Source organism: Mesonia oceanica (assembly GCF_902499555.1).
Taxonomy (GTDB): domain Bacteria; phylum Bacteroidota; class Bacteroidia; order Flavobacteriales; family Flavobacteriaceae; genus Mesonia; species Mesonia oceanica.
Genome location: NZ_CABVMM010000009.1, coordinates 118,665 through 140,994 on the forward strand (window position 1 = coordinate 118,665; position 22,330 = coordinate 140,994).

A 22,330-nucleotide genomic window follows, 5' to 3' on the forward strand; every position below is an offset into this window, starting at 1 on the left:
AAATTTTTTTGAGTTATGATCTTAATTTTTCAAGTAATCCATTGAGTTGTTCTAATTCTTGTTTGCTCAAGTTTTTAGTAGCTTCTTTTTCCGATTCTTCTACTTTTGGATCTAATTCTTTTAAAAGATTTAATCCTTCTTGAGTAATTAAAATTTCGACTTTACGTCTGTTTTCTTCACAAATACAGCGGTCTGCCAATTTTTTATCAATAAGCTTATCTACCAATCGAGTGGTATTACTCATTTTATTTACCATCCTGTCTTGAATAGTGCTAAGGTTAGCAGGTTTATTTCCTTGGCCGCGTAAAATTCTTAATACATTGAATTGAGGAACAGAAATTCCATAATTTTTAAGTAAGCACATCATTTCATTACTTGCTTGAGCACTAGTTAGCTGCAAGTTGATAAGCACCTTTTTATGAATAGAGAGCTTCGCTTTTGTTTTTAAAATTTCTTCAACTTTCATTGTATCGACAATATTTGTATGTACAAATGTATGATTGTTTGATGGATATTTTATTAATAGAATGTTAAAATTTAGCATATTTAGGCTCTTCCTGTGGTTGAAGTTTTAGCTTTAGCCAAAAATTGGCATTAAACTATTGTTAATTCAGATGAGGTGAATAACAAAATATTCTAATTTTATAGGCTATAGGTGAATATGAGTATGAAGAAAATTTTTTTATTTTTTATAGGGATTATTTTTTTGGGTTGTAAAGAGAATAATTCTTCTAAAACCGAAGAAAATTTTCAGGCAAAAGACATCCCTACCTATAATTTTGAAGAGCTCGAAAAACAGCTTCCACAAACAGATGATAAGGTTTATGTAGTAAATTTTTGGGCTACTTGGTGTGCTCCTTGTGTAGAAGAGCTGCCATTTTTGACGATGTTGGATGAAAAAGAGAAAGAGGTAGAGGTGATTTTAGTGAGTTTGGATATGCCTAAGATGAAAGATACTCATTTAAAGCCTTTTGTAGAAAAGAATAAAATTAAATCTAAGGTGATGTTATTGGACGATCCCTACAGTAATAAATGGATTCCCAAAATAGATGAGAATTGGGATGGTGCTATTCCCGCCACTTTAATTTATAATTCTAAAAAGAAAAAGTTTTACCCCAAAAAATTTGACACTTATCAAGAATTGCTTGACGAAGTTCAAAAATTTGAAAATGTCAATTAAAATATAATTATGAGAACTTTTAAAATCTTAACCGTTTCTGCCGCTATCATTGCTGTTTCTGCTTTTGCTGTAAACAATGTTGTTGATAGTGAAGAATCTTCAAATTCATCTGAAAAAGGTTACCATATAGGAGATACCGCTACCGATTTTGAATTAAAAAACATAGACGGAAAGATGGTTTCTTTAGCTGATTTTGAAAAAGCAAAAGGCTTTATCCTCATTTTTACGACAAATCATTGTCCGTATGCCAAAGCTTATGAAGATAGGATTGTAGCTTTGGACAAAAAATATAAGCTGAAAGGATATCCTGTGATAGCGATAAATCCTAATGATCCTTCTAAAAATGAGCAGGATAGTTTTGAAAATATGCAATTAAGAGCTAAACAAAAAGGTTTTACTTTTCCCTATTTATTAGATGAAGGCCAAAAAATCTACCCGGTTTACGGAGCTACTAAAACCCCACACGTTTATATTTTACAGAAAGAAGCAGGAAAAAATATAGTACGGTACATAGGGGCAATTGATGATAATTATCAAGATACAGAGGCAGTTAATGAAAAATTTGTAGAAAATGCTATCGATGAATTACTGGCTGGAGAAAAAGTTTCCCTAACAACCACCAAAGCTATTGGTTGTGGTATTAAATAAAGTTTTACTTTTGTTGAAAATATAAATTATCTATGAAAGAATTATCTCAAGAAGATTGGAAAAAACAATATGAAAATGATGAAAACTCGTTTTTATTAGATGTTCGTACCGATGAAGAATATGATGAAAAACATATTCCCAATTCAACTCAACTTGATATTTTTCAAGCTCAGAAGTTTATGGAGGAAGTAAACGAGTTTGATAAATCTAAAAACTACTATGTTTATTGTAGATCGGGTAAAAGAAGTGCGCAAGCATGTCAGATTTTAGATCAAGCCGGTGTAGCCAATACCTATAACCTTCAAGGCGGTATTATGGAATGGAAAGGAGAGACTAATTCTAATTAATTATTTGTTTGTTGAAGAAAAGTATTTTATACCTCAGTATTTTAGTGATTTCATTCAATTTTTTCATATCCTGCAAAGAAGGGGTAGCAAAGGAAGAAAACACTATAGAGATGGTTACTTCGGAAGAAATGGAAAAACTTTCTAAAATGGATGATGTGGAAGTTCTTGATGTTCGTACTGAAGAAGAGTTTATTACAGAACATATCAAGAATGCCCAGAATATTGTTTACGATGAAAATTTCTCCGATAAAATTAAAGGTTTAGACAAAAGCAAGCCTGTCGTCGTATATTGCAAATCGGGAAGGAGAAGTGAAAAAAGTGCTCAACTATTAAAAGATTCCGGTTTTGTGAAAGTTTATGATCTCAAGGGCGGCATCACTCAATGGAAATACGACCAAAAAGAAACTGAAAAATAAACTCTATCTAGAGTTTATTTTTCAGTTTTAAAAATTCCTGTTCCAGAAAATTCAGTTTTTCCTCTACATTTTTTCCTGAATTTTGCTCAGGGATACGTTTAAAAAATACATATCTTACTTTCCAGAGTTCTTTAATTTCATTCAAATCAAAAGTTAGATCATCCACACTTTTATGATCTGCTCTTAGCGTTAATTTATTCTTCGCAATATAGAGCCTGCGTAAAATAAGTTCGTCTTTCACAAGCGCTAGTACAATATTCCCGTTGTTTAATTTTTTATAAACACTGCTCGGTACATATTCACCAATCACTACATCTTTCGGGTAGAGACCTTGGTCGTGGTCGGTCATTTCTAAATTTGAAACCGTATAGGCCCTAAACTTTTTTTCGGTATTTATAGGAAGTTGAAGTGTAGGTAATCCTGCAATAAATTGATCATCTTCAAATTGAAGTAGGTAATCTTTTGTGTTTTGTTCTGTAATACACGGGATAGAAGCAAAACTCTCCTTCATCCTTTCTTCTACTTTTAACGAAAGATCACCTTTAAACTTTAATAGATGATTTACGGTAAGTTCTTTAGTGAGCAAATCATCAATGGTGATGCTAAAATAATTAGCTATTTTAAGGATCGTTTCAATTTTGGGTTCACTTCTTCCTTCCTCATAAGCTCCTAAAGTTCCACGTTTTAAGTCAAATAAGTCTGCAAAGGCCTGCTGACTCATATTTCTTACATTTCTTATTTTTCTAATGTTTTTACCAAAAAGAGACATATTTTGCTAATTATATTTGCAATATTAAATTTTATTTGTATCTTTATCTAAGATTATTAGCTAATATACAATTAAATTGCTAATTAAATAGTCTGAATTTAAAATTAGACTAAAATAATTAGCATTAAATGTTAATTAAATTTTAAAAAAACGAAGCCTTATGTTATCTTTAATTTTAATAACTTATCCCCATTTGTATTGCTTTTTGGAGCAAAGTGGAATGTTATGTGAACTATTACTATAAACCAGCGAAAAACCAATATTTGAATGAAAGATCATTTTCAAATTACCAAAAACTTTTTATTGGAGCTTAATTTCAATATTACTTATGAGAATCAAAAAGACGAAGTTATAGTGGTACAAAAGGAAAACTTCGGCATTAAAAATTTAATTCTAGGAGTTTCACCGCCTATATTAATTATGGAGCAATTCATATTTAATATCAGCAATCAATCAGAAAAAGTCTTTAGAAGTCTATTGCAGAAAAATCGGGATATTATTCATGGCGCTTTTGTGTTAGACGAATCTGGAACTCGTGTAATTTTTAGGGATACACTCCAAATAGAAAATTTAGACCTTAATGAACTCGAAGGTTCGTTAAACTCATTGAGCTTATTAATGAGTGAATACTCAGACAACATCATAGAATTTTCAAAATATTAAAAACCATTATTATGAACATATTTAGACGATTATTTAAAATAGGAGAGTCAGAAGCCAATTCTGCTATCGATAAAATGGAAGATCCCATTAAAATGACAGAACAAGGAATTAGGGATATGAAGCAAGATTTAGAAAAAAGCCTGGAAGCTTTAGCGCAAGTGAAAGCTTTAGCAATTCGTGCTAAAAACGAACAGGAAGAACATCAGGATAAAGCTGAAGATTACCACAATAAAGCGATTTTAATTTTGAAAAAAGCTGAAAAAGGACAAATGGAAAAAGAGGAAGCAGATCGTTTAGCTAAACAAGCTTTGGTAAAAAAAGAAGAAGCGCAGCAACACGTTAGCCGTTCTAAAGAAGAGGTGAAAAAGTTTAATGAATCGATCGCTCAATTAGAAAATAATATTCAAAATATAAAAGCGAATATTAGCAATTGGGAGAACGAACTAAAAACGCTAAAAGCTCGGGTGAAGGTTTCTAATGCTACCAAGAATTTGAATAAACAAATGGCAGAGATTGATAGCTCAAGTACCGTTTCTATGCTAGAGCGTATGAAAGAGAAAGTAGCCCAAGAAGAAGCTTTGGCTGAAGCTTATGGCGATATAGCCAATGCTTCTAAATCTATAGACGAAGAACTTGAAAAAGCCGCAGATACTTCAGAAGCAAAAGCCGATGACGATTTATCTAAACTTAAAGAACAATTAGGACTTAACAATAAAGACGCATAACCTTGAACGACTTGATCAACATCATATTTTCTGAAGTAAACCTTGTACTTACCTGTTTACTTCTTTTATTAGTCGTTTATTGGATATTAACGATGGTTAGCGGAATTGACTTTGACCTGGATGTTGATGTGGATATTGATGTAGACGTAGATGCCGATGCCGGGATCGAAGGTGGGAATATGGATTTTCAAGACGTCTCGAATGCCGAAGTAGATAAAGATACGGTTGTTGGTAAACGACGTCAGCCCCTAAAATGGTGGCAAGTATTTTTAATTTATTTCAATTTCGTAGGCTTGCCCTTTATGTTCACTTTTACCTGTTGGGTTTTTGTCTGGTGGTTTATTACTGTATTTACCACAAGCCTTACACATAGTTACGACTCCAGTTTCGGATTTTTAATTATGATTTTAGCCTTTATTCCGGCGCTTATTATTACTAAGGTGATCACGACACCATTCAAGAATTTTTTCAAAAATCTGAATAAAGATGGAGATAAGGCAGTCGATTATATCGGGAGGCGTGGCGTTATGCTTTCAACAGTTTCCGAAGAAAAAATGGGAAATGCAGAAGTCGTCATCGATGGTAATTCATACAATATTTACGTGAAGTCGCTAGACGGTTCGACCATAGCTTATCATCAAGAAATTTTAATCATCAATAAGTCGAAAGACAACAATTATTTTTTAGTACAAATCTATAACTAACTTAACTTAAATTATTATGGGAGATGTTTTACAGTGGATAGCAATACCGCTTATAGGATTGGTATTTTTAATCGTGATATACTTTGCGATTATTGCAATGTTTTACAAAAAAGTGCATCAAGGCCAAGCACTTATCCGTACCGGTTTTGGAGGTACAAAAGTAGCTACCGATAAAGGGCTGTATGTCGTGCCGGTATTTCACCGTGTCGAAATTATGGACGTATCGGTAAAGAAAATTCAAATCGAGCGTCAAGCTCATGAAGGTCTTATTTGTAAAGACAATATGCGTGCCGATATAAAAGTTGCTTTTTTCGTTCGGGTTAATAACGACGTGAGTTACATAAAAAAAGTAGCACAAACTATAGGAGTAGCACGAGCTTCTCGTATTGAAACCTTAGAAGATTTATTTGAAGCCAAATTTTCTGAAGCTTTAAAAACCGTGGGTAAAAAGTTCGAATTTATTGAGCTTTATGAAGCCCGTAGAGAGTTTAGGGACGAGATTGTAAATATTATCGGTACCGATCTTAACGGTTATACCCTAGAAGATTGTGCGATCGATTTCTTGGAGCAAACTCCGGTACAACATCTAAAACCGGATAATATTTTAGATGCTGAAGGGATTAAGAAGATCACCGATCTTACGGCTGCTCAAAATATTAAAGCCAACTTAATTAAGCGTGATGAAGAAAAAACCATCCGTAAACAAGATGTAGAAGCACGTGAAGCCATTCTAGAATTAGATAAGCAATTAGCAGAAAAAGAAGAATCTCAAAAACGAGAAATCGCTAATATTAAAGCTAGAGAAGGTTCAGAAATTTTAAAGGTTGCTGAAGAAGAGCGCTTAAAGTCTGAAACTGCTCGTATTGCTACTGAAGAAAAAGTGAAGGTTGCCGAAGAGAATATGAACCGTCAAATTATTGTAGCTGAAAAGAATAAACTACGTACCGAGGCTGTGGAAACAGAACGAGTAGAAAAAGATCGTTTGTTGGAAGCTACAGAGAGAGAGCGCGTAGTCACTTTAGCTCAAATAGAAAAAGAAAAAGTAGTTGAAGTAGAGAAGAAAAACATACAAGATGTGATTAGAGATCGTGTCATGTTAGAAAAAGGAGTGGTAGAAGAGCAAGAAAATATGAAAGATATTGAAGCCTTTAAAACTGCCGACCGTGAGAAGAAAGTAAAAGTAACCAATGCGGAAGCAAACGCTCAAGAAGAATTAATTAAAACCATTAAAGCTGCAGAAGCTCAAAAAGAAGCTGCCAAACAGAAAGCAGAAGAAATTAATATAGAAGCGATGGCTCGTAAAGAAGCGAGTGAAAAAGAAGCCGAAGCTAGAAAGACATTAGCAGAAGCTCAAGCTAAAGAAGAAGCCATTATTGGTATGTCTGAAGCACAAGTAATGCATGCGAAAGCAGATGCTAACGAGCGTCAAGGTATTGTAGATGCTTCCATTATCGAGAAAAAAGCGAAAGCAGAAGCTGCAGGGATTGAAGCCAAGGCAGAAGCTTCTCGAAAAGAAGGTAAAGCAGAAGCAGAAGTGATTAAAGAGAAAGCCCTTGCCGATGCTGCCGGAATTGAAGAAAAAGCTGCGGCCATGAAGAAGTTGGATGGTGTTGGTAAAGACCACGAAGAGTTTAAACTTCGTTTAGATAAAGAATTACAAATTGATTTGGCACATATCAATATCCAAAAAGATATTGCCGATGCACAAGCGCAAGTTCTAGGTGATGCTTTAAAACAAGCGAAGATTGATATTGTTGGAGGTGAAACTATGTTCTTCGATAATATTGTATCGCAAATTAGTCGCGGTAAAGGTATCGACAGGTTAGTTCAAAACAGTGAGAATATTCAGCAAGTGAAAGATTCTATTTTGGGGAGCGATGATATTCAAGGAAATCTATTAGAACGCGTTCGAGAATTTGCTGCTAAATATGGTATTTCTACCGAAGATCTCAAAAACTTAACGATCGCCAATCTATTAATCGATTTAAAAAGCAAAACCAATAGTGATAAAGAACATACGATGTTTAGTAACCTATTGAACCTGGCTAAAGGTTTAGGATTGTCAGACAAGACCATTGGTGCCGTAGGAAGAGAGCGTTTAAGCTAAACTATTATTAACCTACAAGGTTTTACAAACCTTGTAGGTTTGATCATAGATTTAGGATTGTCATCTGCTGTCAGTTTGAGACTTTCAGCGAAGCTCAATACAGGCTTAGTCAAGAACTATATAGCACCTAAAATTGAGCGTTACCCTGAACTTGTTTTAGGGGCTCATTCAGATGATTTCAAAATGAAGATGTGATGCTGAGTCAAGCTTGCCTGCCGGGTGGTCAGGCTCAGCATGACGTTAATTTTAACCACAATCATTTCTTTTTAAAATTCAAAAAGAATTAATTAACCGCTTGTTCAAAAATTACTTATGCAAGAAGAACAACAAGAACAAAACAATCAGACCTTAGATGGTGGTACCTATGAGATTATAAAGAGCCGATTGCAAAAGCAGAAGCAAGAGCTTCAGCAGCGTTTGCAACAACTTAACGAAAGCAGAAAAGAAGTTTTCGGTTCTTTAGAAACCAAACTCATTGCCAATAATCGCATCAATACCGAGAATAATTGTATTGCTAGAGATATTGTTTCTATCGATAAGCTTTGCATCTTTGGATACAATGTTCATTTTGGTTTACGTACCGAAATTACGCTAGATGATGTATTTAGTATTTACGAATATAAAGATCAGCAGTTTGAACCGGTTTCTTTAGCGCTTATTGAAGATAGTACTTTTCAGACCGATTTTACCAACCTTTACAAATATTACAGAAATACCATTTTTTCCAAGTTTGCCATCATCGGTAATTACTTACATATGGTTTTTCAGCTGAGTGATAGCGTCACCGATATAAAAACCTTCAAGTGGTTGATCAATGATGGCAAGCTAAGCTATATTGACAATCGAAGTGAACACGAATATAAATTTCCGCAGCAGCACGAGTTCAATTGGCAACAAGCCGGAAGAGATGAACAGCGTCACGGGGAACATTCACATATTTCTATTTTAGATAAGGTTTTTGTAGAAACTATTGGTGGCGATCTCACGATAAAAATTGAAGACAACACTCACGATGGGAAAGGGATCTATAACGAACCGGTTGAATACCAAGATCAAACCTTGGATGACGGTCAGTTTAGATTTGCCAATTTAGGAAACCTCATTGTGTTAGAGATTAAACCTTTTCAGGAAGAGGCACGTTATTTTGTTTACAACCATAAACTACAAGAGGTTCAAAAAATAGATAGCATAAAAGATGCTGCAGTGTTGCTACCCGATGAACAAGGCATCATTTTTCCGAATGGTTACTATTTGCAAACTGGGGAATATCAAATTTTTGATAGTGATACCCGCAATTTAAAATTTCAAAAGAGAATTGCTTCACCTAACGGGGAAGATTACCTTTTTGTGTTTTACGCGCAAGATCGCGGGATGTATGTGTTAATGTCTTACAACGTGATTGAGCAAACGGTACAAACGCCAATTATTTGTAATGGTTATACCGTTCAGCCCAATGGTGAGTTATGCTATTTTAAAGGTGAAGAGGAGCAAACCAAACACCATATGGTACAAATTTGGCAAACCCCATTTTTAAAAGGAGATATCATGCCTTCGCAACATCAAGATACGATGTTGTATAAGATAGGGAATAAGGATATTGTTCGCGCGATGGCAGAGGCCCAAGAGCTCATTAATTTATTAAGCAAAGAAGATAATTATAGCGGACTTTATGATGATGTAGCCAAACTTTCTAAAGATATTTTAGATACTTATTATTGGCTGTCTGAAGAAGAAACCCAGCAGTTGAACCTTCCGTTATCAGAAATTAATAAAGCAGCCAATGCTGCTATTGATGAGTTTGAAAAAGTAGTTCAGCTTAAGCGGAATGCCAAGCAAGAAACAGAGAAATTTACCAAGAAAGCAGAAGAGGTTTTTTCAAAAGTAAAAAGCACTTCCTTTAAATCGATTGAAGATTTTGTAAAGCTTTTAAACCAAATGCGAACCTTACGTGGGGAAGCGATTGGTCTATATGAAATCAGGTATGTTGATGAAACCCTGATCAAATCGATAGAAGAAGAAATTGCTGAATTTACCGAAAAGATTTCTCAACGATGCGTTCAGTTTTTGTTAGATGAAAAAGCTTTGGCTCCGTATCATGAGAAGGTCGAAGAAAAAAAGATAGCGCTCGATAAAATTGAAAAAGTTATCGAAGCGAAAAATCTGGAAGAAGAAGTCAACCAAATTGCACAAGACTTAGAAATGCTTATCGAGATTGTTTCGAATCTTGATATTGAAGATACTTCGCACTCTACCAAGATCATCGATAATATTTCGTTGATTTTCGCTACGCTGAATCAATTAAAAGCGGCGATTAAAAATAAGCGGAAAAGTCTAGGGAGCAAAGAAGCTAAAGCCGATTTTGCAGCCCAATTAAAATTGATTGATCAGAGCATTATCAATTATTTGGATATTGCTGACACGACCGAGAAAACCGAAGATTTTCAAACTAAAATTTCAATTCAGTTAGAAGAGTTAGAAGGAAAGTTTGCCGATTTTGAAGAGTTTATCAGCCAAATCATTGAAAAGCGGGAGGAAGTTTACAATGCCTTTGAAGCGCGGAAAAATGCTATTACCGAAAAGCGAAACAAGCGAAGCTTAGCTTTAGAAAATGCCGCCGATCGCATTCTAAAAGGTGTGGATAAGCGTGCGTTAAATTTAGGTTCTGCTACCGAGATCAATGGGTATTTTGCTTCCGATCTAATGGTGAATAAACTTCGGGATATTATTCAGCAATTAAAAGATTTGGACAATTCCGGGCGAGCAGAAGAGCTAGAAACCAAGCTAAAAGTCGCTCGGGAAGATGCCTTACGTAAGCTAAAAGATAAGCTAGAATTATACGAAGATGGCGATAACGTCATCAAGTTTGGGAAGCACAAATTTGGCGTGAATAAGCAAACGCTTGATTTAACAATTGTTTATCGTAATCATCAACTTCAATACCATTTAACGGGAACCGATTTTTATGAAGAAGTGACCAATCCCATCTTATTAAATTCAAGAAGCCTTTGGGATCAAGAATATATTTCTGAAAATGAACAGGTGTATCGAAGTGCCTATTTGGCTTATAAATTATTCAGCAGTCTTCCTTTTTCAAAGCTAGCAAATGCCAATTCAGAAGAACTATTAAAAACTGTTCAAGAAGAAAGTAGTAGCAATTATGCCGAAGGTTATGTAAAAGGAGTTCACGACAGAGATGCGGCTGATATTTTAGAAGTCTTGGTACGTAAACATCAAGAACTGGGTTTACTTCGCTATTCGCCTAAAACCAGGGCTAAAGCTCAGTTTTTTTGGCATAGTTTACCAGAAGAACTTCAACAGAAATTTAATGAAGTTTTAAAATCTTCCGGAGAAGTTTTGAGCTTTTTTCCTGATACGAAAGAATACGATTTTTTAATTCAGCAATTAGAAAGTGCTATTTTTCAAGTGGCAGAAAACTCGGTCTTACTTTCTACGTCAAATAGCAAAGCGATGGCCAATTACTTGTTTGAAGAATTGCAGGGCGACGATCAGTTTCAAATAAGTGGAGATGCTTTGAAGATCAAAGAAGGTTTCTTGAAGACGCTTCAGGAAAAGCAAGCCGATTTAAAATTTAAGAACAGCTATGAAAAATTAGACGAGCTTGAAGCTAAAATTCAGCTAATTCGGCAATGGGTAAATTCTTTCCTAAGAACATCTTCTGCTAATTATGAGGAAGTCTATGTAGATGAGGTAGTGGCTATCATCTTGTTTAGCGATGATTCTGTTGAGAAAGTTAAGCATATTTCGGCAAGGGAAACCATTCAAGATTTAAAAGGCGATCACCCGACTTTAAAAGAAGGGGAGTTTCAATTTAACTATCATGAGTTTATTGCTGCTTTAGCCGCATATAATGAAGAAATTGTACCGGCTTACCAAGCGTTTAAAAAAGCAAAACAAGAAGTTACTGAAAGTTTAAAAGAAGATTTAAAACTGGAAGAATTGAAACCAAGGGTGTTGACTTCTTTTGTGAGAAACAAGCTCATCAACGAAGTGTATTTACCGCTTTTTGGAGATAATTTATCGAAGCAGTTAGGAACTGTGGGCGATTACAAACGCACCGACAGAATGGGAATGTTGCTGCTCATTTCGCCACCGGGTTACGGAAAAACCACTCTAATGGAATATATTGCCAATCGGTTAGGATTGGTATTTATGAAAATCAATGGTCCTGCGATAGGACACGAAGTCACTTCGGTAGATCCGGCGGCAGCCAACAACTCGGCAGCGCGAGAAGAACTAAAGCGACTGAATTTGGCTTTTGAAATGGGCAATAATGTCATGTTGTACTTAGATGATATTCAGCATTGCCATCCTGAATTTTTACAGAAATTTATTTCGCTCTCTGATGGAACCCGAAAAATAGAAGGGGTTTATAAAGAGAAATCAAAAACCTACGATTTACGCGGAAAGAAGTTTTGTGTGATTATGGCAGGAAACCCATATACCGAAAGTGGAGAAAAGTTTAGGATTCCCGATATGTTGGCCAACCGAGCCGATATTTACAACTTAGGAGATATTATTGGTGATACCGCACATTTATTCAAATTAAGTTTAATCGAAAATGCACTCACCTCTAACCCGACTTTACAGCAATTAAGCAGTAAACATTTTGATGATATTTATCGACTGATTGATCGTGTGGAAAATCAAAATCCTGAAATTCAGCTGGAAGGTAATCATACGCCACAAGAAGTGCAGGACTATGTTTCGGTTTTAGAGAAAGTAATTACGATTAGAGATACTGTGTTGAGGGTGAACGAAACCTACATCAAATCGGCTGCGATGGAAGATGAATATAGAACAGAACCGGCATTTAAATTACAAGGTTCTTATCGTGATATGAATAAACTGATCGGTAAAGTCGTGCCGATTATGAATAAAGAAGAACTTGCTACTTTATTACTGTCTCATTATGAAAGTGAATCGCAAACGCTCACCACTTCTGCAGAAGCGAATTTATTAAAGTTTAAAGAGCTTCAACAAAATTTGACTGCCCAAGAAAATGAACGTTGGAATGTGATTAAAGAAACCTTTCTGAAAAACAATAAACTGAAAGGCTTAGGCAATAAAAATGAAATGGCTCAGGTATTGAACCAAATGGTGGCCTTCACAGATAATCTAGAAGGCATTAAACGAGTTTTGGAGCAAGGTTTTATGAAATAGTTCGCTTATAAATAAACCAGAATTGAATAGAGAAATAGCTCAAATCCTGAATGGAAATTTGGTATGAGCTTTACTGTTAAAAACCTACAAGGTCTTTTTTGTTTGACTTTGTAGGTTTTTTTTATCCTATGACTATAAAAGCTTTTATTAAAGTTTAACGTTGAATGAAATTAGGGGATAAAATTTCCGGGGAAATTCAATAATTAGTCTAAAGTACCTAGAAAACTTTTGTATGAAATACAGTTTACTATTTCTATGATCGGTATTTTATCTTTAAAAACTAATGAATATCCAAGGTAGTTGTAGGTAAATAAGAATTTTATTTTCAATAAAAAAATATTAAAAAATCATTAAATTTATGTTTTCTTTACATTATCTTTATTTTAAGGTGCATGATATAAGATTATTAAATTTTAACCTATGGATATTGTGATTAACGTAATAATGATATTAGGAGGTATTTCCTTTTTAGGGATTGTCTTGGATGAATTAATGAAGACTTTATAGGTCTTAACATCAATCTTCCCAACCACAAAGGCTTCTTTTTAGTTTTTTAGCGTCTTCTAAGCTTATCTTTTTAATACACGCTTTACAGGCATTTAGCCCTCTGCAATCATTTGTATAATGGTATTTCTTAGCGGTTTGACTATCGCAGATAAATACCGATTTTTCTGAACTTACCAGCGCTAAGTTGATACTGGAAAATGTAATGAAAACAATAAAAAAGAGTAGTTTCTGTTTCATAATAATTGGTTGTAATAATAAGATTCTATTAAAAAATTGAGTTTGTGATTTATAAAATCAGCGCTCAACTAATTTACAAAATATACTATAACTTAAACCGTTGCCTATTAAAAAATAAAATTCATCATCATTTTCAAGGTATTTCTGGAACAAACGCTAGGGTAAAAGATTTTCGCAATTCTATAGTTGCCTATAAAATTATTGGTATTACAGGGCATCGAAATAGTAAGAGCTTTAAATATATTATCAAGTAAATTTTTTGGCTACAATTAGTACAGTAAATAGAACTTTTAGAAAATATAATTATATGTAAACACATATAATATTTAGTTTTGTATTTTAATTATATGGAATCACATATAATTTTGTATATTTAACTGTATTTATACGTTAAAACATATAATGGAATCATTAGCATCATTTGTAAAAGCACGAAGAAAAGAAGTAAACTTAACCCAAGAAGAGTTTGCAAATCGAGCAGGGGTAGCATTAACCGTTATCCGTAAGATAGAACAAAACCAAACAAATTTGAACCTGGATAAAGTAAATCAGGTGTTAAAAATGTTTGGTCATCAACTAGTACCGGTTAGTTTAAAAGATATAGAAGTTAATGAGGCAAGCTAAGATTTTTTACGATACTGCTTATTGTGGTAAACTAACAGAGACCAATGATGGAGAGTTCGTATTTAAATATGATGAAAATTACGTGCGTGACTATCCCAATCAATTTATCACTTTTACCATGCCTGTTCGTAAAAAAGAATATAAAGAAAAACGCCTGTTTGCCTTTTTTGAAGGTTTAATTCCTGAAGGTTGGCTATTGGATATTGCTTCCAAAAATTGGAAAGTTAATAGAAACGACCGAATGGGATTATTGTTGACTTGTTGTAAAGACTGTATAGGAGCAGTAAGTGTTCACCCCATAGCAACTGATGATGAGTAAGTGTTTATACTGTTATAAAGAGGTTTCGGGAGAAAGTGACTTTCATCAAGCTTGTAGTTTAAGGTTTTTTGGAACAAAAACTCCTCCTAAAATTGCTCATTCTATTCAAGAAATGAAGGAATTAGCTAAACAGGTTGTAGAACGTAGCATAGCTGTTCCTGGGGTGCAACCAAAAATATCGATGTCTATATTTGATAATAATAGCGATCAGAGGCTTACCGTGGTAGGGGCATTAGGAGGAAATTATATTTTTAAACCACCTTCAGAACATTTTCCTGAAATGCCTGCCAATGAACATGTCACGATGAAAATGGCTGAATTATTTAATATTTCCGTTGTCCCACATTCATTGATCAGGCTTTCTTCCGGTGAATTATCTTATATCACCAAACGAATAGATCGTAAAGAAGATGGAAGTAAAATTCATATGATCGATATGTTTCAGGTCGTAGAAGCATTTGATAAATACCGAGGATCGATGGAACGTATAGGGAAGGCGGTTCTTGAATATGCAGAAAATACGCTATTAGATATTTTGCGTCTTTTTGAATTAACTGTTTTTAGTTATCTAACGGGAAATAACGATATGCACTTAAAAAACTTCTCCCTAATAAAAGCAGATTATGGATGGACGCTTTCTCCAGCTTATGATCTGCTAAATATTTCTATTGTAAATCCGGACGATCAGGAAGAACTGGCTTTAACACTTGCCGGGAAAAAGAAAAAAATAACTAGAAAATTATTAGTCGATTTTGGTCTTGGTTTAGAATTAACCCCAAAACAAATAAACGGGGTTTTTAAAAGATTTCAAAAGTCTAAAAATAAAGCTATTGACTTAATTCATAATTCGTTTTTAAGTGAAGAAATGCAGAAGTCTTATATAAAATTATTAGAAAATAGGTATGAAATTCTCTTGAAAGAAAATGAGTTGTAAATCAAAATAATTTATGTTGAATAGTTCGGAGAAATTCTAGTAAGCAAATTTTATATTGTATACGGAAGTTTTAACTAATATTTTATAGAATCTAAAGATTCTTTTTTTTGATTCTTAACGAGATGAAACAGGTAAGTAATCTACCTGTTTCTTGTTTATTGTGTTAAATGTTAGGGTAATATATCTTTAAGTTGTGAATACCTTTCCAACTAAAGGCTGTTACAACGGTTGCAAAACCATTGAAAAGGAGTTGCCTGTTGTGAATACCTTTCCAACTAAAGGCTGTTACAACATGGTAGGGAAACATAACAAAGACGAAAGTGTTGTGAATACCTTTCCAACTAAAGGCTGTTACAACATTCAATCAAACAATTGTATTATAAAATTAGTTGTGAATACCTTTCCAACTAAAGGCTGTTACAACCAACAATGTATGGGCGATGAATGCCGCCTTGTTGTGAATACCTTTCCAACTAAAGGCTGTTACAACCAGATCGCTAGACAAAAGATTAAAAGACGGGTTGTGAATACCTTTCCAACTAAAGGCTGTTACAACATGGCGTTCAAGACAATTGGAGACAAATAGGTTGTGAATACCTTTCAAACTAAAGGCTGTTACAACTTGCGGGATATGGTTATGATGAGATCGCTCGTTGTGAATACCTTTCAAACTAAAGGCTGTTACAACATTACCAGATGTTTTAACCCCTGTTACTATGTTGTGAATACCTTTCCAACTAAAGGCTGTTACAACTTGTGACGATTGTATAACAAAAGAATTCTAGTTGTGAATACCTTTCCAACTAAAGGCTGTTACAACCAATACACTCCTCACAAGGCTTTTCGGTATGTTGTGAATACCTTTCCAACTAAAGGCTGTTACAACAAAAAATTTGGTATCCCTATTGAATACGATGTTGTGAATACCTTTCCAACTAAAGGCTGTTACAACCATCGATCTTTCTTCACAAACAAGCGACTTGTTGTGAATACCTTTCCAACTAAAGGCTGTTACAACCTATTTTATATAAGGTATTGTTAATTAATGTGTTTATTGAAAAACCTTCAGATAAAATGATGTCAAAGAGCTTTACAAAGCTAAAATCATAATGCTTATTTAAATTCTAGTATGGTTTGATTTGTATATTCTAGGAATAATTCATTAAAATTAATAGACACTGCATTAGGCACATTTTTATAAATTTCATCGTAATAAATTTTTCTTGGTAATTGATTATGTGAAAACTTATTACGTATCATTACTAATAAAAAAGCTTTTTCCATAATTTTTGATTGTTTTTTCAACTCATCTATAGGAGTAGTATCAAAATCTTTTTTGGAAATTAGCCATTTTGCGTCTTCTTCAGAAACTAATTCTAAGCTTTTAAGGAATGTGGTCAAATATTTATTAAAATTAGGATGTTCATTAGTATCAATTAATGTGGGTAATTTCTTGATCATATATTTTTCAAATTCCTGAATACTTTTTAGTAAATAATCTCTTCGTATTACCTCATAAGAATTTGCTTTTAGTTCTAAAACTTCTTCTAACTCTGTTTTATTCCAAATCTTCTGAGGTTTATATTCAAAAAGGGTTTGTACTTTTTGACTAGCAATAAATTTTTTGAATTTTCCAAGTTCTTTTAGTTTAACTTGGGGTTCGTAGATATTTTTACTGCAATAAGGTACCGTTAATGTCCATGCAGAAGTAGATTTAATGATGTTTGCTGAATTATCACCAGTAGTTTTATGGCTTTGGATTAAGGCAGCCTCGATTTCTGCTTTACGTTCTGTTTGTGTTTTATAAATATCACTGAGATTTAAATCTAAATGTTCAGCATCCTCAGGTAGGTATAATTCATTAAAAATAATACTGGCCATTTTAGCTAGTAATACATCTTGTTGTTTTACTTTGTTGATTTTAGATCCTTGAACTCTAATAAATCGCTTTTCTGTTTTTTCCTGTTCACCTGATAAATAAGCCGATTTATAATCTCGATCCCAACTATAGAATTTTTGATAATCAGTATGTTGGTTCCAGGCAACATACCAGTCGGCAAAACATTCCGGATTTTCCTGTATACTTTTACCTTTGATATAAGTAGGTTTGTGATCAAAAACACCTTTTGGAAACTGCATGGGCTTAACCAATAGTTTTTCTACCTGTTCTTCTATAGTATCAATAACATACAGTCGCTTATGAAATAAATTCCATAGATGTTGTTGTTTTATGAATTTATCTAAAATCTTTTTGTTTGATCTAATTCCATTCAACTGATCTTTGAATCTTTGGAAGGTTTCTTTTCTGTTGTTTAAATAAGAGGTATAGAATGAAATAAAATCTCGCTTATCAAATGATCTTCTAATCCCATTGTTCCATAGATAAGCTTCGTTCTTAAAATCCCAAACCTCTTCGAGCAAGCTTAAGGGCTCTTTAGGTTGAATATCATAGAAAGCCAAAGATTTTTGCAATTGGCTATGATGCTGTCCTCGCCAATTTTGCCTACTTCCTTTTGGCATAAAACGCTTTAAATCATTAGCTAGCCAGGTAACTTGTAGCCCTATTTCTTTATTGGTAAAAACATATTTTCGCTTTTGTTTGGGATCGTTTCGTTCTTTAATATGTAGAGCTATGGTTTGTAGTTTGTCATTGGTAACCGCTATTTCTTTTTCTATTGCGAGTTGAAGTTTGTCCAGATTTACTTCCTTTTTTTGTTTAGCTTTTAGAAGGTTTTTGGTAATCTGTCCTTTAGAAATATCGTCACCAGCTTTATAGTTGGTCAGTACATTATAGCGTTCTGCAATCTTTTGAGCTATTATTATTTCAATTTCTTCTGGAGTCTTTTTAGTTAAAACTAGGTGTAATAACGCAGGTAACTCATTTAAAGACAGCATTGCAACTGGAGCCAGTTTTTCAGGTTTACCCAAATCCTGTAAAATAGCATCCGGTTTTATTTTATTATCGGTTCTAACTTTATATTCTTCTGGATGATCCGATTTGTAACTAGAGTTTCGTTTTTTTAAACGACCTGCCACAATTTTCACCTCTTTAGGAAAAAAGTGTTCATTTAAATTGAGATGAATAGGAATGTTGTTTCCTACGAAATTGTAAGATGGATTAGGATATAGTTGTAGTCCTATGCTTTGGTGATTTTCTTTTTCTTCAAAATATTTTTGTTTTAATTGAGCAGCCTCGCTAAGTTTTGCGAATGCTTTAATTTTTTCTTTTACGATTCTCTCAGTTACATATTTTGTGCCTTCAATAGGCTTTTCCCTTTTATCGTGTACATAATTTCCTAAATGAAGTTGAAACCGTAGGGTTGGAAAATCTACAAATTCATCTAAAAATCGTAATGCAAAATATGCGAATTTATTTTCATAGCGCTTACGGATTACAGGATGAATAACGGTGGCTTTATCTAAACTTTCTGAATTTTCTTCTTTAAGATATTCATTCATATCTTCTAGAAATTCATTCTTTAATTCTTCAGGAAGTACCTGGTAAAGCTCATCTGGGACTTTGCTTAATTCATCTACAATTTGCGCAAGTAGTGTGTCTTTTGTGAACGTAGTCGTAAATCTGTTTTTTAAACCTTTAAAACCTAAATAGCCAAACACCCAGTGGGTAGCCATATATTTTAAGCTATTATTTTTCTTATTTATAGGATTTTCTGGGTTAACAATCAGTTTTGCTTTAAAACCTTTTACCCGGCTTCTTAGATCTTCACTTTGCTTTTTGGTAAGGAAAAGTCCAAGAAGAAAAATAATCCCACTTTCAGATATGGTTACACCATTTTCAGTATCGATATCTTCAGTAGGGACAGCACTATAATATTTGCTTATAGTGTTTTCTTTAGGAAGAAGATGGGAAAAACTGTCATTCAAAATAGCGTTGGTGATAGCCTCTTTATCATTTAAATTAACTTTTTTTCCTTCTCTTTTTAACTTTTTAAGGTCTTCTAATTTTAATTTTTCTAATTGTGCTAATTCTTCAATCAACCCTTTTTTTAGCAATTGTTTGGAAGCATCAGTTTTCATTCGATGTTTTTTAACATCATTAGCTACTGCTAAAAAAAGATCGTCTAATAATTTATAAGTTTCAGGAAATACAGGGATAGGTTTGTGGAAATGATGCGTGTAGAAATTACGATAATCTCTGATTAAATTTTTGAGTACCTTGAGAGAATTCTTAAAGTAATTTCTTTGTTCAGAAATTAATTGGTTTTTAGGTACATTTTCGAACCTTTTATGGGATGTAGGTAAGTATAAATATCGAATAACAGGTAAATTTTTTTGTAGAAATTCGACACCTAATTGATATTCTGCTATAGCCTTGTCTTGAGTGAAAAAATCTAATATACAAGACTTTGGTTTCATCCCAAACTTTTCTTTAAAAGCCTTGGAAAGATCGTTAATGTTATTTTGAGCTAAGTTAAAATATCCTCCAAAATAATGTTTATCTTCTATACTGGCATAATTATACTCTAAGCGTTTTGCTAAATAATCGGTTTCATTCATGCTATTTTAAAAAAAAATGAAAAGGTAAGATACACAATAGATGTTTTTAGTTCAATTAATTTTAATCAGAAAATTAAAGAATTTATTTTTTATTTTAATCTTGACCTTATATGATTCAATTTATCATCCTGATTGTTATAGCTCAATAATTTATTATTCCCTTTAGTGTAAATTTCTATTGATGTCTGAACCTTTTTTTCTGACACCTTGGTTGTCTATAAATGAAATTCCTCAACCAATTTTAGTTTGAATTTTATTCTTTTTAAGGTTAAAAACTAAATCATCAATAGAGTCAGAAATGTCTATAGCTTTGTAAATTTCTTCTTTCATATTGATGCTTCGATAGGCTTTAGAAATAAATGCCTTTTGTGCTTTCAAGCTTTCTTTTTACTTCTCGTAGATTATATTTTTTCTCAATAAGACCTAAAAATACATACTGTCAATTCAAGTGTTTGTCACCTATAAAAAATAAACCCCGTAAACACAGGGCTTACGGGGTTGTAGAGTGGAGTCGGGGAGATTCGAACTCCCGTCCAAACAAGCAATTCAATAGCTTTCTACACGCTTATTTTTCACTTCAATTTTCGAGAAAGATCTGGCAGAAAACCTCCCAATCTTTCCTTAACCTTTAAGATTTCAATAGCCCTTAAAGGTATCGAGCTACCTAGATTTACTTTATCGGTGCCTCTAGTTGGAACGCCATAAATCAAGGCTTTCCAGAGACATCTTAGCCCTATGCCTTGCATAGGTTAAGGTAATCTTACTTTAGTTCAGATTACGCAGCTAAGGCGTAATTATTTTCGCCGTTTAAAAAAGTTTGAAATATGAGATTTACGAGCTGTATCCCAGCGCTCGACGTGCTTACTACTCAATTAGACTCGCTGTCAAAACCAGTCGACCCCAGTTGGTATCCTTATTTAATAGCAAAATTTACGTCTTTTGGGCGTTCCGCTTGCCTTTTCCGGCAATTGGCGGGCTATCCACTAGATCTTTTTATTTGTTCATTTCGAGCGAAGTCGACAAACAAAATAAAAAAGATAAATTTATCCTGAGCATAGCCGAAGGGCTGTTATCCCTAACGCAAAAATAATATGTAAAAGAACGATTAACTTTTAAAGTAAGGCTGGCAAAGATACAATAAAATCATATATTTACCCAACAACAATTAAATTGCAAAGCCTGTGCCAAGCTAACCTTGTCAGGCTTACTTCAATATAAATTAAAATTTATGAAAATAGGAATTATTAGAGAGCGAAAAACACCACCCGATAGAAGAGTTGTTTTTTCACCTGATAAACTTAAAGAACTTCAAGAAAAATTTCCACAGACCCAATTAAAAGTAGAAAGTTCATCTATTCGGGTTTTCCCGGATGCTGCTTATCAAGAACACCAGATAGAAGTGGCAGAAGACTTATCTGATTGCGATGTGCTTTTAGGCGTTAAAGAAGTTCCTATAGAAGCCTTAATTCCCAATAAAAAATATTTTTTCTTTTCACATACCATCAAAAAGCAGCCTTACAATCGGGATTTATTACAAGCTATTTTAGAAAAGAACATAGAACTTTACGATCACGAAACCATTACCGATCATAAAGGAAACCGTCTCATTGGTTTTGGTCGTTATGCCGGAATTGTAGGAGCTTACAATGGTTTTCGTGCTTTTGGAATTCGGGAAAATGCTTTTCAGCTTGAAAAAGTAGAAAACCTCTCAGATTATAAAGCTGTACAACAAGAACTAAAGAAGGTACAACTTCCCAACTTAAAAATTCTACTTACCGGAGGAGGGAAAGTGGCTAATGGCGCTCGGGAAATTCTCGAACACCTTCATTTAAAAGAAGTCAATGTTCAAGATTATTTGGTGAATGATTTTGAAGAGCCGGTGTTCTGCCAAATCGACGTGATGGATTACAATAAACGAAAAGATGGCAAAAACTTAGACCGCTACGATTTTTATAACAACCCCGATGAATACGAATCAGATTTTATGCGTTTTGCGAAAGTGAGTGATGTATTTATCGCCGGGCATTTTTATGGCGATGGAGCTCCGTTTTTGTTTAGCCGGGAAGATGCCAAACACCCTGATTTTAAAATTAAGTTGGTCGCCGATGTAAGTTGCGATATTGATGGTCCGGTGGCGAGTACATTAAGACCTTCTACGATTGCCGATCCGTTTTATGGTTACCATCCTGAGACAGAAAAAGAAGTCGAGTTTAACCATCCCGAAGCGATTACGGTCATGGCAGTCGATAATTTACCTTGCGAATTACCCAAAGATGCAAGTGAAGGTTTTGGAGAAATGTTTTTAGAAAATGTGATTCCTGCCTTTTTTAATGAAGACATAGATGGAATTTTAGAACGTGCCCAGATGACTTTTCAAGGAAAGTTAACGCCACGTTTCGCTTATTTACAAGATTTTGTAGACGGTAAAGAATAATAAAAACGAATAATCAC

Annotated in this window: 18 protein-coding genes, 1 other RNA gene and 1 CRISPR repeat array; of the genes, 13 read left to right on the top strand and 6 right to left on the bottom strand. The window is 33.8% G+C overall.

Annotation, left to right across the window (positions count from 1 at the left end; genetic code table 11):
* Positions 1-13: 13 nt before the first annotated feature.
* Positions 14-466, bottom strand: coding sequence for a MarR family winged helix-turn-helix transcriptional regulator (locus FVB9532_RS12085; RefSeq protein ID WP_150545439.1), 453 nt, complete (start codon positions 464-466; stop codon positions 14-16).
* A 201-nt stretch (positions 467-667) separates the two neighbouring features.
* Here FVB9532_RS12085 and FVB9532_RS12090 point away from each other — a divergent pair, with 201 nt between their 5' ends.
* From FVB9532_RS12090 to FVB9532_RS12105, 4 genes are read left to right on the top strand one after another with little or no spacing between them, the layout of a single operon-like run.
* Positions 668-1,180 carry a TlpA family protein disulfide reductase gene (locus FVB9532_RS12090; protein ID WP_150545440.1) on the top strand — a complete coding sequence of 171 codons (513 nt, stop codon included), beginning with the start codon at positions 668-670 and terminating at the stop codon, positions 1,178-1,180.
* Between the two features lie 9 nt (positions 1,181-1,189).
* Positions 1,190-1,828, top strand: coding sequence for a thioredoxin family protein (locus FVB9532_RS12095; protein WP_150545441.1), 639 nt, complete (start codon positions 1,190-1,192; stop codon positions 1,826-1,828).
* 32 nt (positions 1,829-1,860) lie between these two features.
* Positions 1,861-2,175 (top strand): rhodanese-like domain-containing protein, encoded by a 315-nt coding sequence (locus tag FVB9532_RS12100; protein WP_150545442.1) that lies wholly within the window; start codon positions 1,861-1,863, stop codon positions 2,173-2,175.
* An 11-nt stretch (positions 2,176-2,186) separates the two neighbouring features.
* Positions 2,187-2,591, top strand: a complete 405-nt coding sequence (locus FVB9532_RS12105; RefSeq protein ID WP_228482327.1) for a rhodanese-like domain-containing protein — start codon at positions 2,187-2,189, stop codon at positions 2,589-2,591.
* Positions 2,592-2,598: 7 nt separating this feature from the next.
* Here FVB9532_RS12105 and FVB9532_RS12110 read toward each other — a convergent pair whose 3' ends face one another.
* A complete protein-coding gene (locus FVB9532_RS12110; protein WP_150545443.1) occupies positions 2,599-3,360 on the bottom strand; it encodes a helix-turn-helix domain-containing protein in 762 nt (253 codons plus the stop codon).
* A gap of 267 nt (positions 3,361-3,627) precedes the next feature.
* On the opposite strand from FVB9532_RS12110, the gene FVB9532_RS12115 reads away from it, so the two are divergent.
* The 5 genes from FVB9532_RS12115 (at position 3,628) to FVB9532_RS12135 (ending at position 12,740) form a co-directional block, all read left to right on the top strand.
* Positions 3,628-4,023, top strand: coding sequence for a type III secretion system chaperone family protein (locus FVB9532_RS12115; RefSeq protein WP_150545444.1), 396 nt, complete (start codon positions 3,628-3,630; stop codon positions 4,021-4,023).
* 11 nt (positions 4,024-4,034) lie between these two features.
* Positions 4,035-4,748: a PspA/IM30 family protein gene (locus FVB9532_RS12120; protein ID WP_150545445.1), complete on the top strand. Its 714-nt coding sequence runs from the start codon at positions 4,035-4,037 to the stop codon at positions 4,746-4,748.
* A 2-nt stretch (positions 4,749-4,750) separates the two neighbouring features.
* Positions 4,751-5,452 carry an OB-fold-containig protein gene (locus FVB9532_RS12125; RefSeq protein ID WP_150545446.1) on the top strand — a complete coding sequence of 234 codons (702 nt, stop codon included), beginning with the start codon at positions 4,751-4,753 and terminating at the stop codon, positions 5,450-5,452.
* Between the two features lie 16 nt (positions 5,453-5,468).
* Positions 5,469-7,559 carry a flotillin family protein gene (locus tag FVB9532_RS12130; RefSeq protein WP_150545447.1) on the top strand — a complete coding sequence of 697 codons (2,091 nt, stop codon included), beginning with the start codon at positions 5,469-5,471 and terminating at the stop codon, positions 7,557-7,559.
* Positions 7,560-7,871: 312 nt separating this feature from the next.
* A complete protein-coding gene (locus FVB9532_RS12135; RefSeq protein ID WP_150545448.1) occupies positions 7,872-12,740 on the top strand; it encodes a DNA repair ATPase in 4,869 nt (1,622 codons plus the stop codon).
* Positions 12,741-13,256: 516 nt separating this feature from the next.
* On the opposite strand, the gene FVB9532_RS12140 is transcribed toward FVB9532_RS12135, so the two are convergent.
* A complete protein-coding gene (locus tag FVB9532_RS12140; protein ID WP_228482330.1) occupies positions 13,257-13,484 on the bottom strand; it encodes a hypothetical protein in 228 nt (75 codons plus the stop codon).
* A gap of 402 nt (positions 13,485-13,886) precedes the next feature.
* On the opposite strand from FVB9532_RS12140, the gene FVB9532_RS12145 reads away from it, so the two are divergent.
* Genes FVB9532_RS12145 through FVB9532_RS12155 form a run of 3 tightly spaced genes read left to right on the top strand, consistent with a single transcriptional unit; the run spans position 13,887 to position 15,361 of the window.
* On the top strand, positions 13,887-14,108 hold the full coding sequence (locus FVB9532_RS12145) for a helix-turn-helix domain-containing protein (protein ID WP_150545449.1): 222 nt from the start codon (positions 13,887-13,889) through the stop codon (positions 14,106-14,108).
* Positions 14,095-14,427, top strand: coding sequence for a HipA N-terminal domain-containing protein (locus FVB9532_RS12150; RefSeq protein WP_150545450.1), 333 nt, complete (start codon positions 14,095-14,097; stop codon positions 14,425-14,427). Before FVB9532_RS12145 ends, FVB9532_RS12150 begins: the two co-directional genes overlap by 14 nt.
* Positions 14,420-15,361 carry a HipA domain-containing protein gene (locus FVB9532_RS12155; RefSeq protein ID WP_150545451.1) on the top strand — a complete coding sequence of 314 codons (942 nt, stop codon included), beginning with the start codon at positions 14,420-14,422 and terminating at the stop codon, positions 15,359-15,361. Before FVB9532_RS12150 ends, FVB9532_RS12155 begins: the two co-directional genes overlap by 8 nt.
* A gap of 190 nt (positions 15,362-15,551) precedes the next feature.
* Positions 15,552-16,379: direct repeats of the CRISPR family, unit length 36 nt; unit sequence GTTGTGAATACCTTTCCAACTAAAGGCTGTTACAAC.
* 95 nt (positions 16,380-16,474) lie between these two features.
* On the opposite strand, the gene cas13b is transcribed toward FVB9532_RS12155, so the two are convergent.
* From cas13b to ssrA, 3 genes are all read right to left on the bottom strand, one after another.
* Positions 16,475-19,879, bottom strand: a complete 3,405-nt coding sequence (gene cas13b / locus FVB9532_RS12160) for a type VI-B CRISPR-associated RNA-guided ribonuclease Cas13b (RefSeq protein WP_150545452.1) — start codon at positions 19,877-19,879, stop codon at positions 16,475-16,477.
* A gap of 231 nt (positions 19,880-20,110) precedes the next feature.
* Positions 20,111-20,257, bottom strand: a complete 147-nt coding sequence (locus FVB9532_RS19515; protein WP_194716546.1) for a hypothetical protein — start codon at positions 20,255-20,257, stop codon at positions 20,111-20,113.
* Positions 20,258-20,382: 125 nt separating this feature from the next.
* Positions 20,383-20,781, bottom strand: a transfer-messenger RNA (tmRNA) gene (gene ssrA, locus FVB9532_RS12165).
* A gap of 326 nt (positions 20,782-21,107) precedes the next feature.
* Between ssrA and FVB9532_RS12170 the strand changes: the two genes are divergently transcribed.
* Positions 21,108-22,313 (top strand): NAD(P)-dependent oxidoreductase, encoded by a 1,206-nt coding sequence (locus FVB9532_RS12170; protein WP_150545453.1) that lies wholly within the window; start codon positions 21,108-21,110, stop codon positions 22,311-22,313.
* Positions 22,314-22,330 lie beyond the last annotated feature (17 nt).

What these genes read in the sequence shown, in the direction of transcription:
- FVB9532_RS12100 (WP_150545442.1), top strand. Translation starts at nt 1,861, where the DNA reads ATGAAAGAATTATCTCAAGAAGATTGGAAAAAACAATATGAAAATGAT.
- FVB9532_RS12140 (WP_228482330.1), bottom strand. Translation starts at nt 13,484, where the DNA reads ATGAAACAGAAACTACTCTTTTTTATTGTTTTCATTACATTTTCCAGT.
- FVB9532_RS12170 (WP_150545453.1), top strand. Translation starts at nt 21,108, where the DNA reads ATGAAAATAGGAATTATTAGAGAGCGAAAAACACCACCCGATAGAAGA.
- FVB9532_RS12090 (WP_150545440.1), top strand. Translation starts at nt 668, where the DNA reads ATGAAGAAAATTTTTTTATTTTTTATAGGGATTATTTTTTTGGGTTGT.
- FVB9532_RS12150 (WP_150545450.1), top strand. Translation starts at nt 14,095, where the DNA reads ATGAGGCAAGCTAAGATTTTTTACGATACTGCTTATTGTGGTAAACTA.
- FVB9532_RS12135 (WP_150545448.1), top strand. Translation starts at nt 7,872, where the DNA reads ATGCAAGAAGAACAACAAGAACAAAACAATCAGACCTTAGATGGTGGT.
- FVB9532_RS12130 (WP_150545447.1), top strand. Translation starts at nt 5,469, where the DNA reads ATGGGAGATGTTTTACAGTGGATAGCAATACCGCTTATAGGATTGGTA.
- FVB9532_RS12095 (WP_150545441.1), top strand. Translation starts at nt 1,190, where the DNA reads ATGAGAACTTTTAAAATCTTAACCGTTTCTGCCGCTATCATTGCTGTT.
- cas13b (WP_150545452.1), bottom strand. Translation starts at nt 19,879, where the DNA reads ATGAATGAAACCGATTATTTAGCAAAACGCTTAGAGTATAATTATGCC.
- FVB9532_RS12115 (WP_150545444.1), top strand. Translation starts at nt 3,628, where the DNA reads ATGAAAGATCATTTTCAAATTACCAAAAACTTTTTATTGGAGCTTAAT.
- FVB9532_RS12110 (WP_150545443.1), bottom strand. Translation starts at nt 3,360, where the DNA reads ATGTCTCTTTTTGGTAAAAACATTAGAAAAATAAGAAATGTAAGAAAT.
- FVB9532_RS12145 (WP_150545449.1), top strand. Translation starts at nt 13,887, where the DNA reads ATGGAATCATTAGCATCATTTGTAAAAGCACGAAGAAAAGAAGTAAAC.
- FVB9532_RS12120 (WP_150545445.1), top strand. Translation starts at nt 4,035, where the DNA reads ATGAACATATTTAGACGATTATTTAAAATAGGAGAGTCAGAAGCCAAT.
- FVB9532_RS12155 (WP_150545451.1), top strand. Translation starts at nt 14,420, where the DNA reads ATGAGTAAGTGTTTATACTGTTATAAAGAGGTTTCGGGAGAAAGTGAC.
- FVB9532_RS12085 (WP_150545439.1), bottom strand. Translation starts at nt 466, where the DNA reads ATGAAAGTTGAAGAAATTTTAAAAACAAAAGCGAAGCTCTCTATTCAT.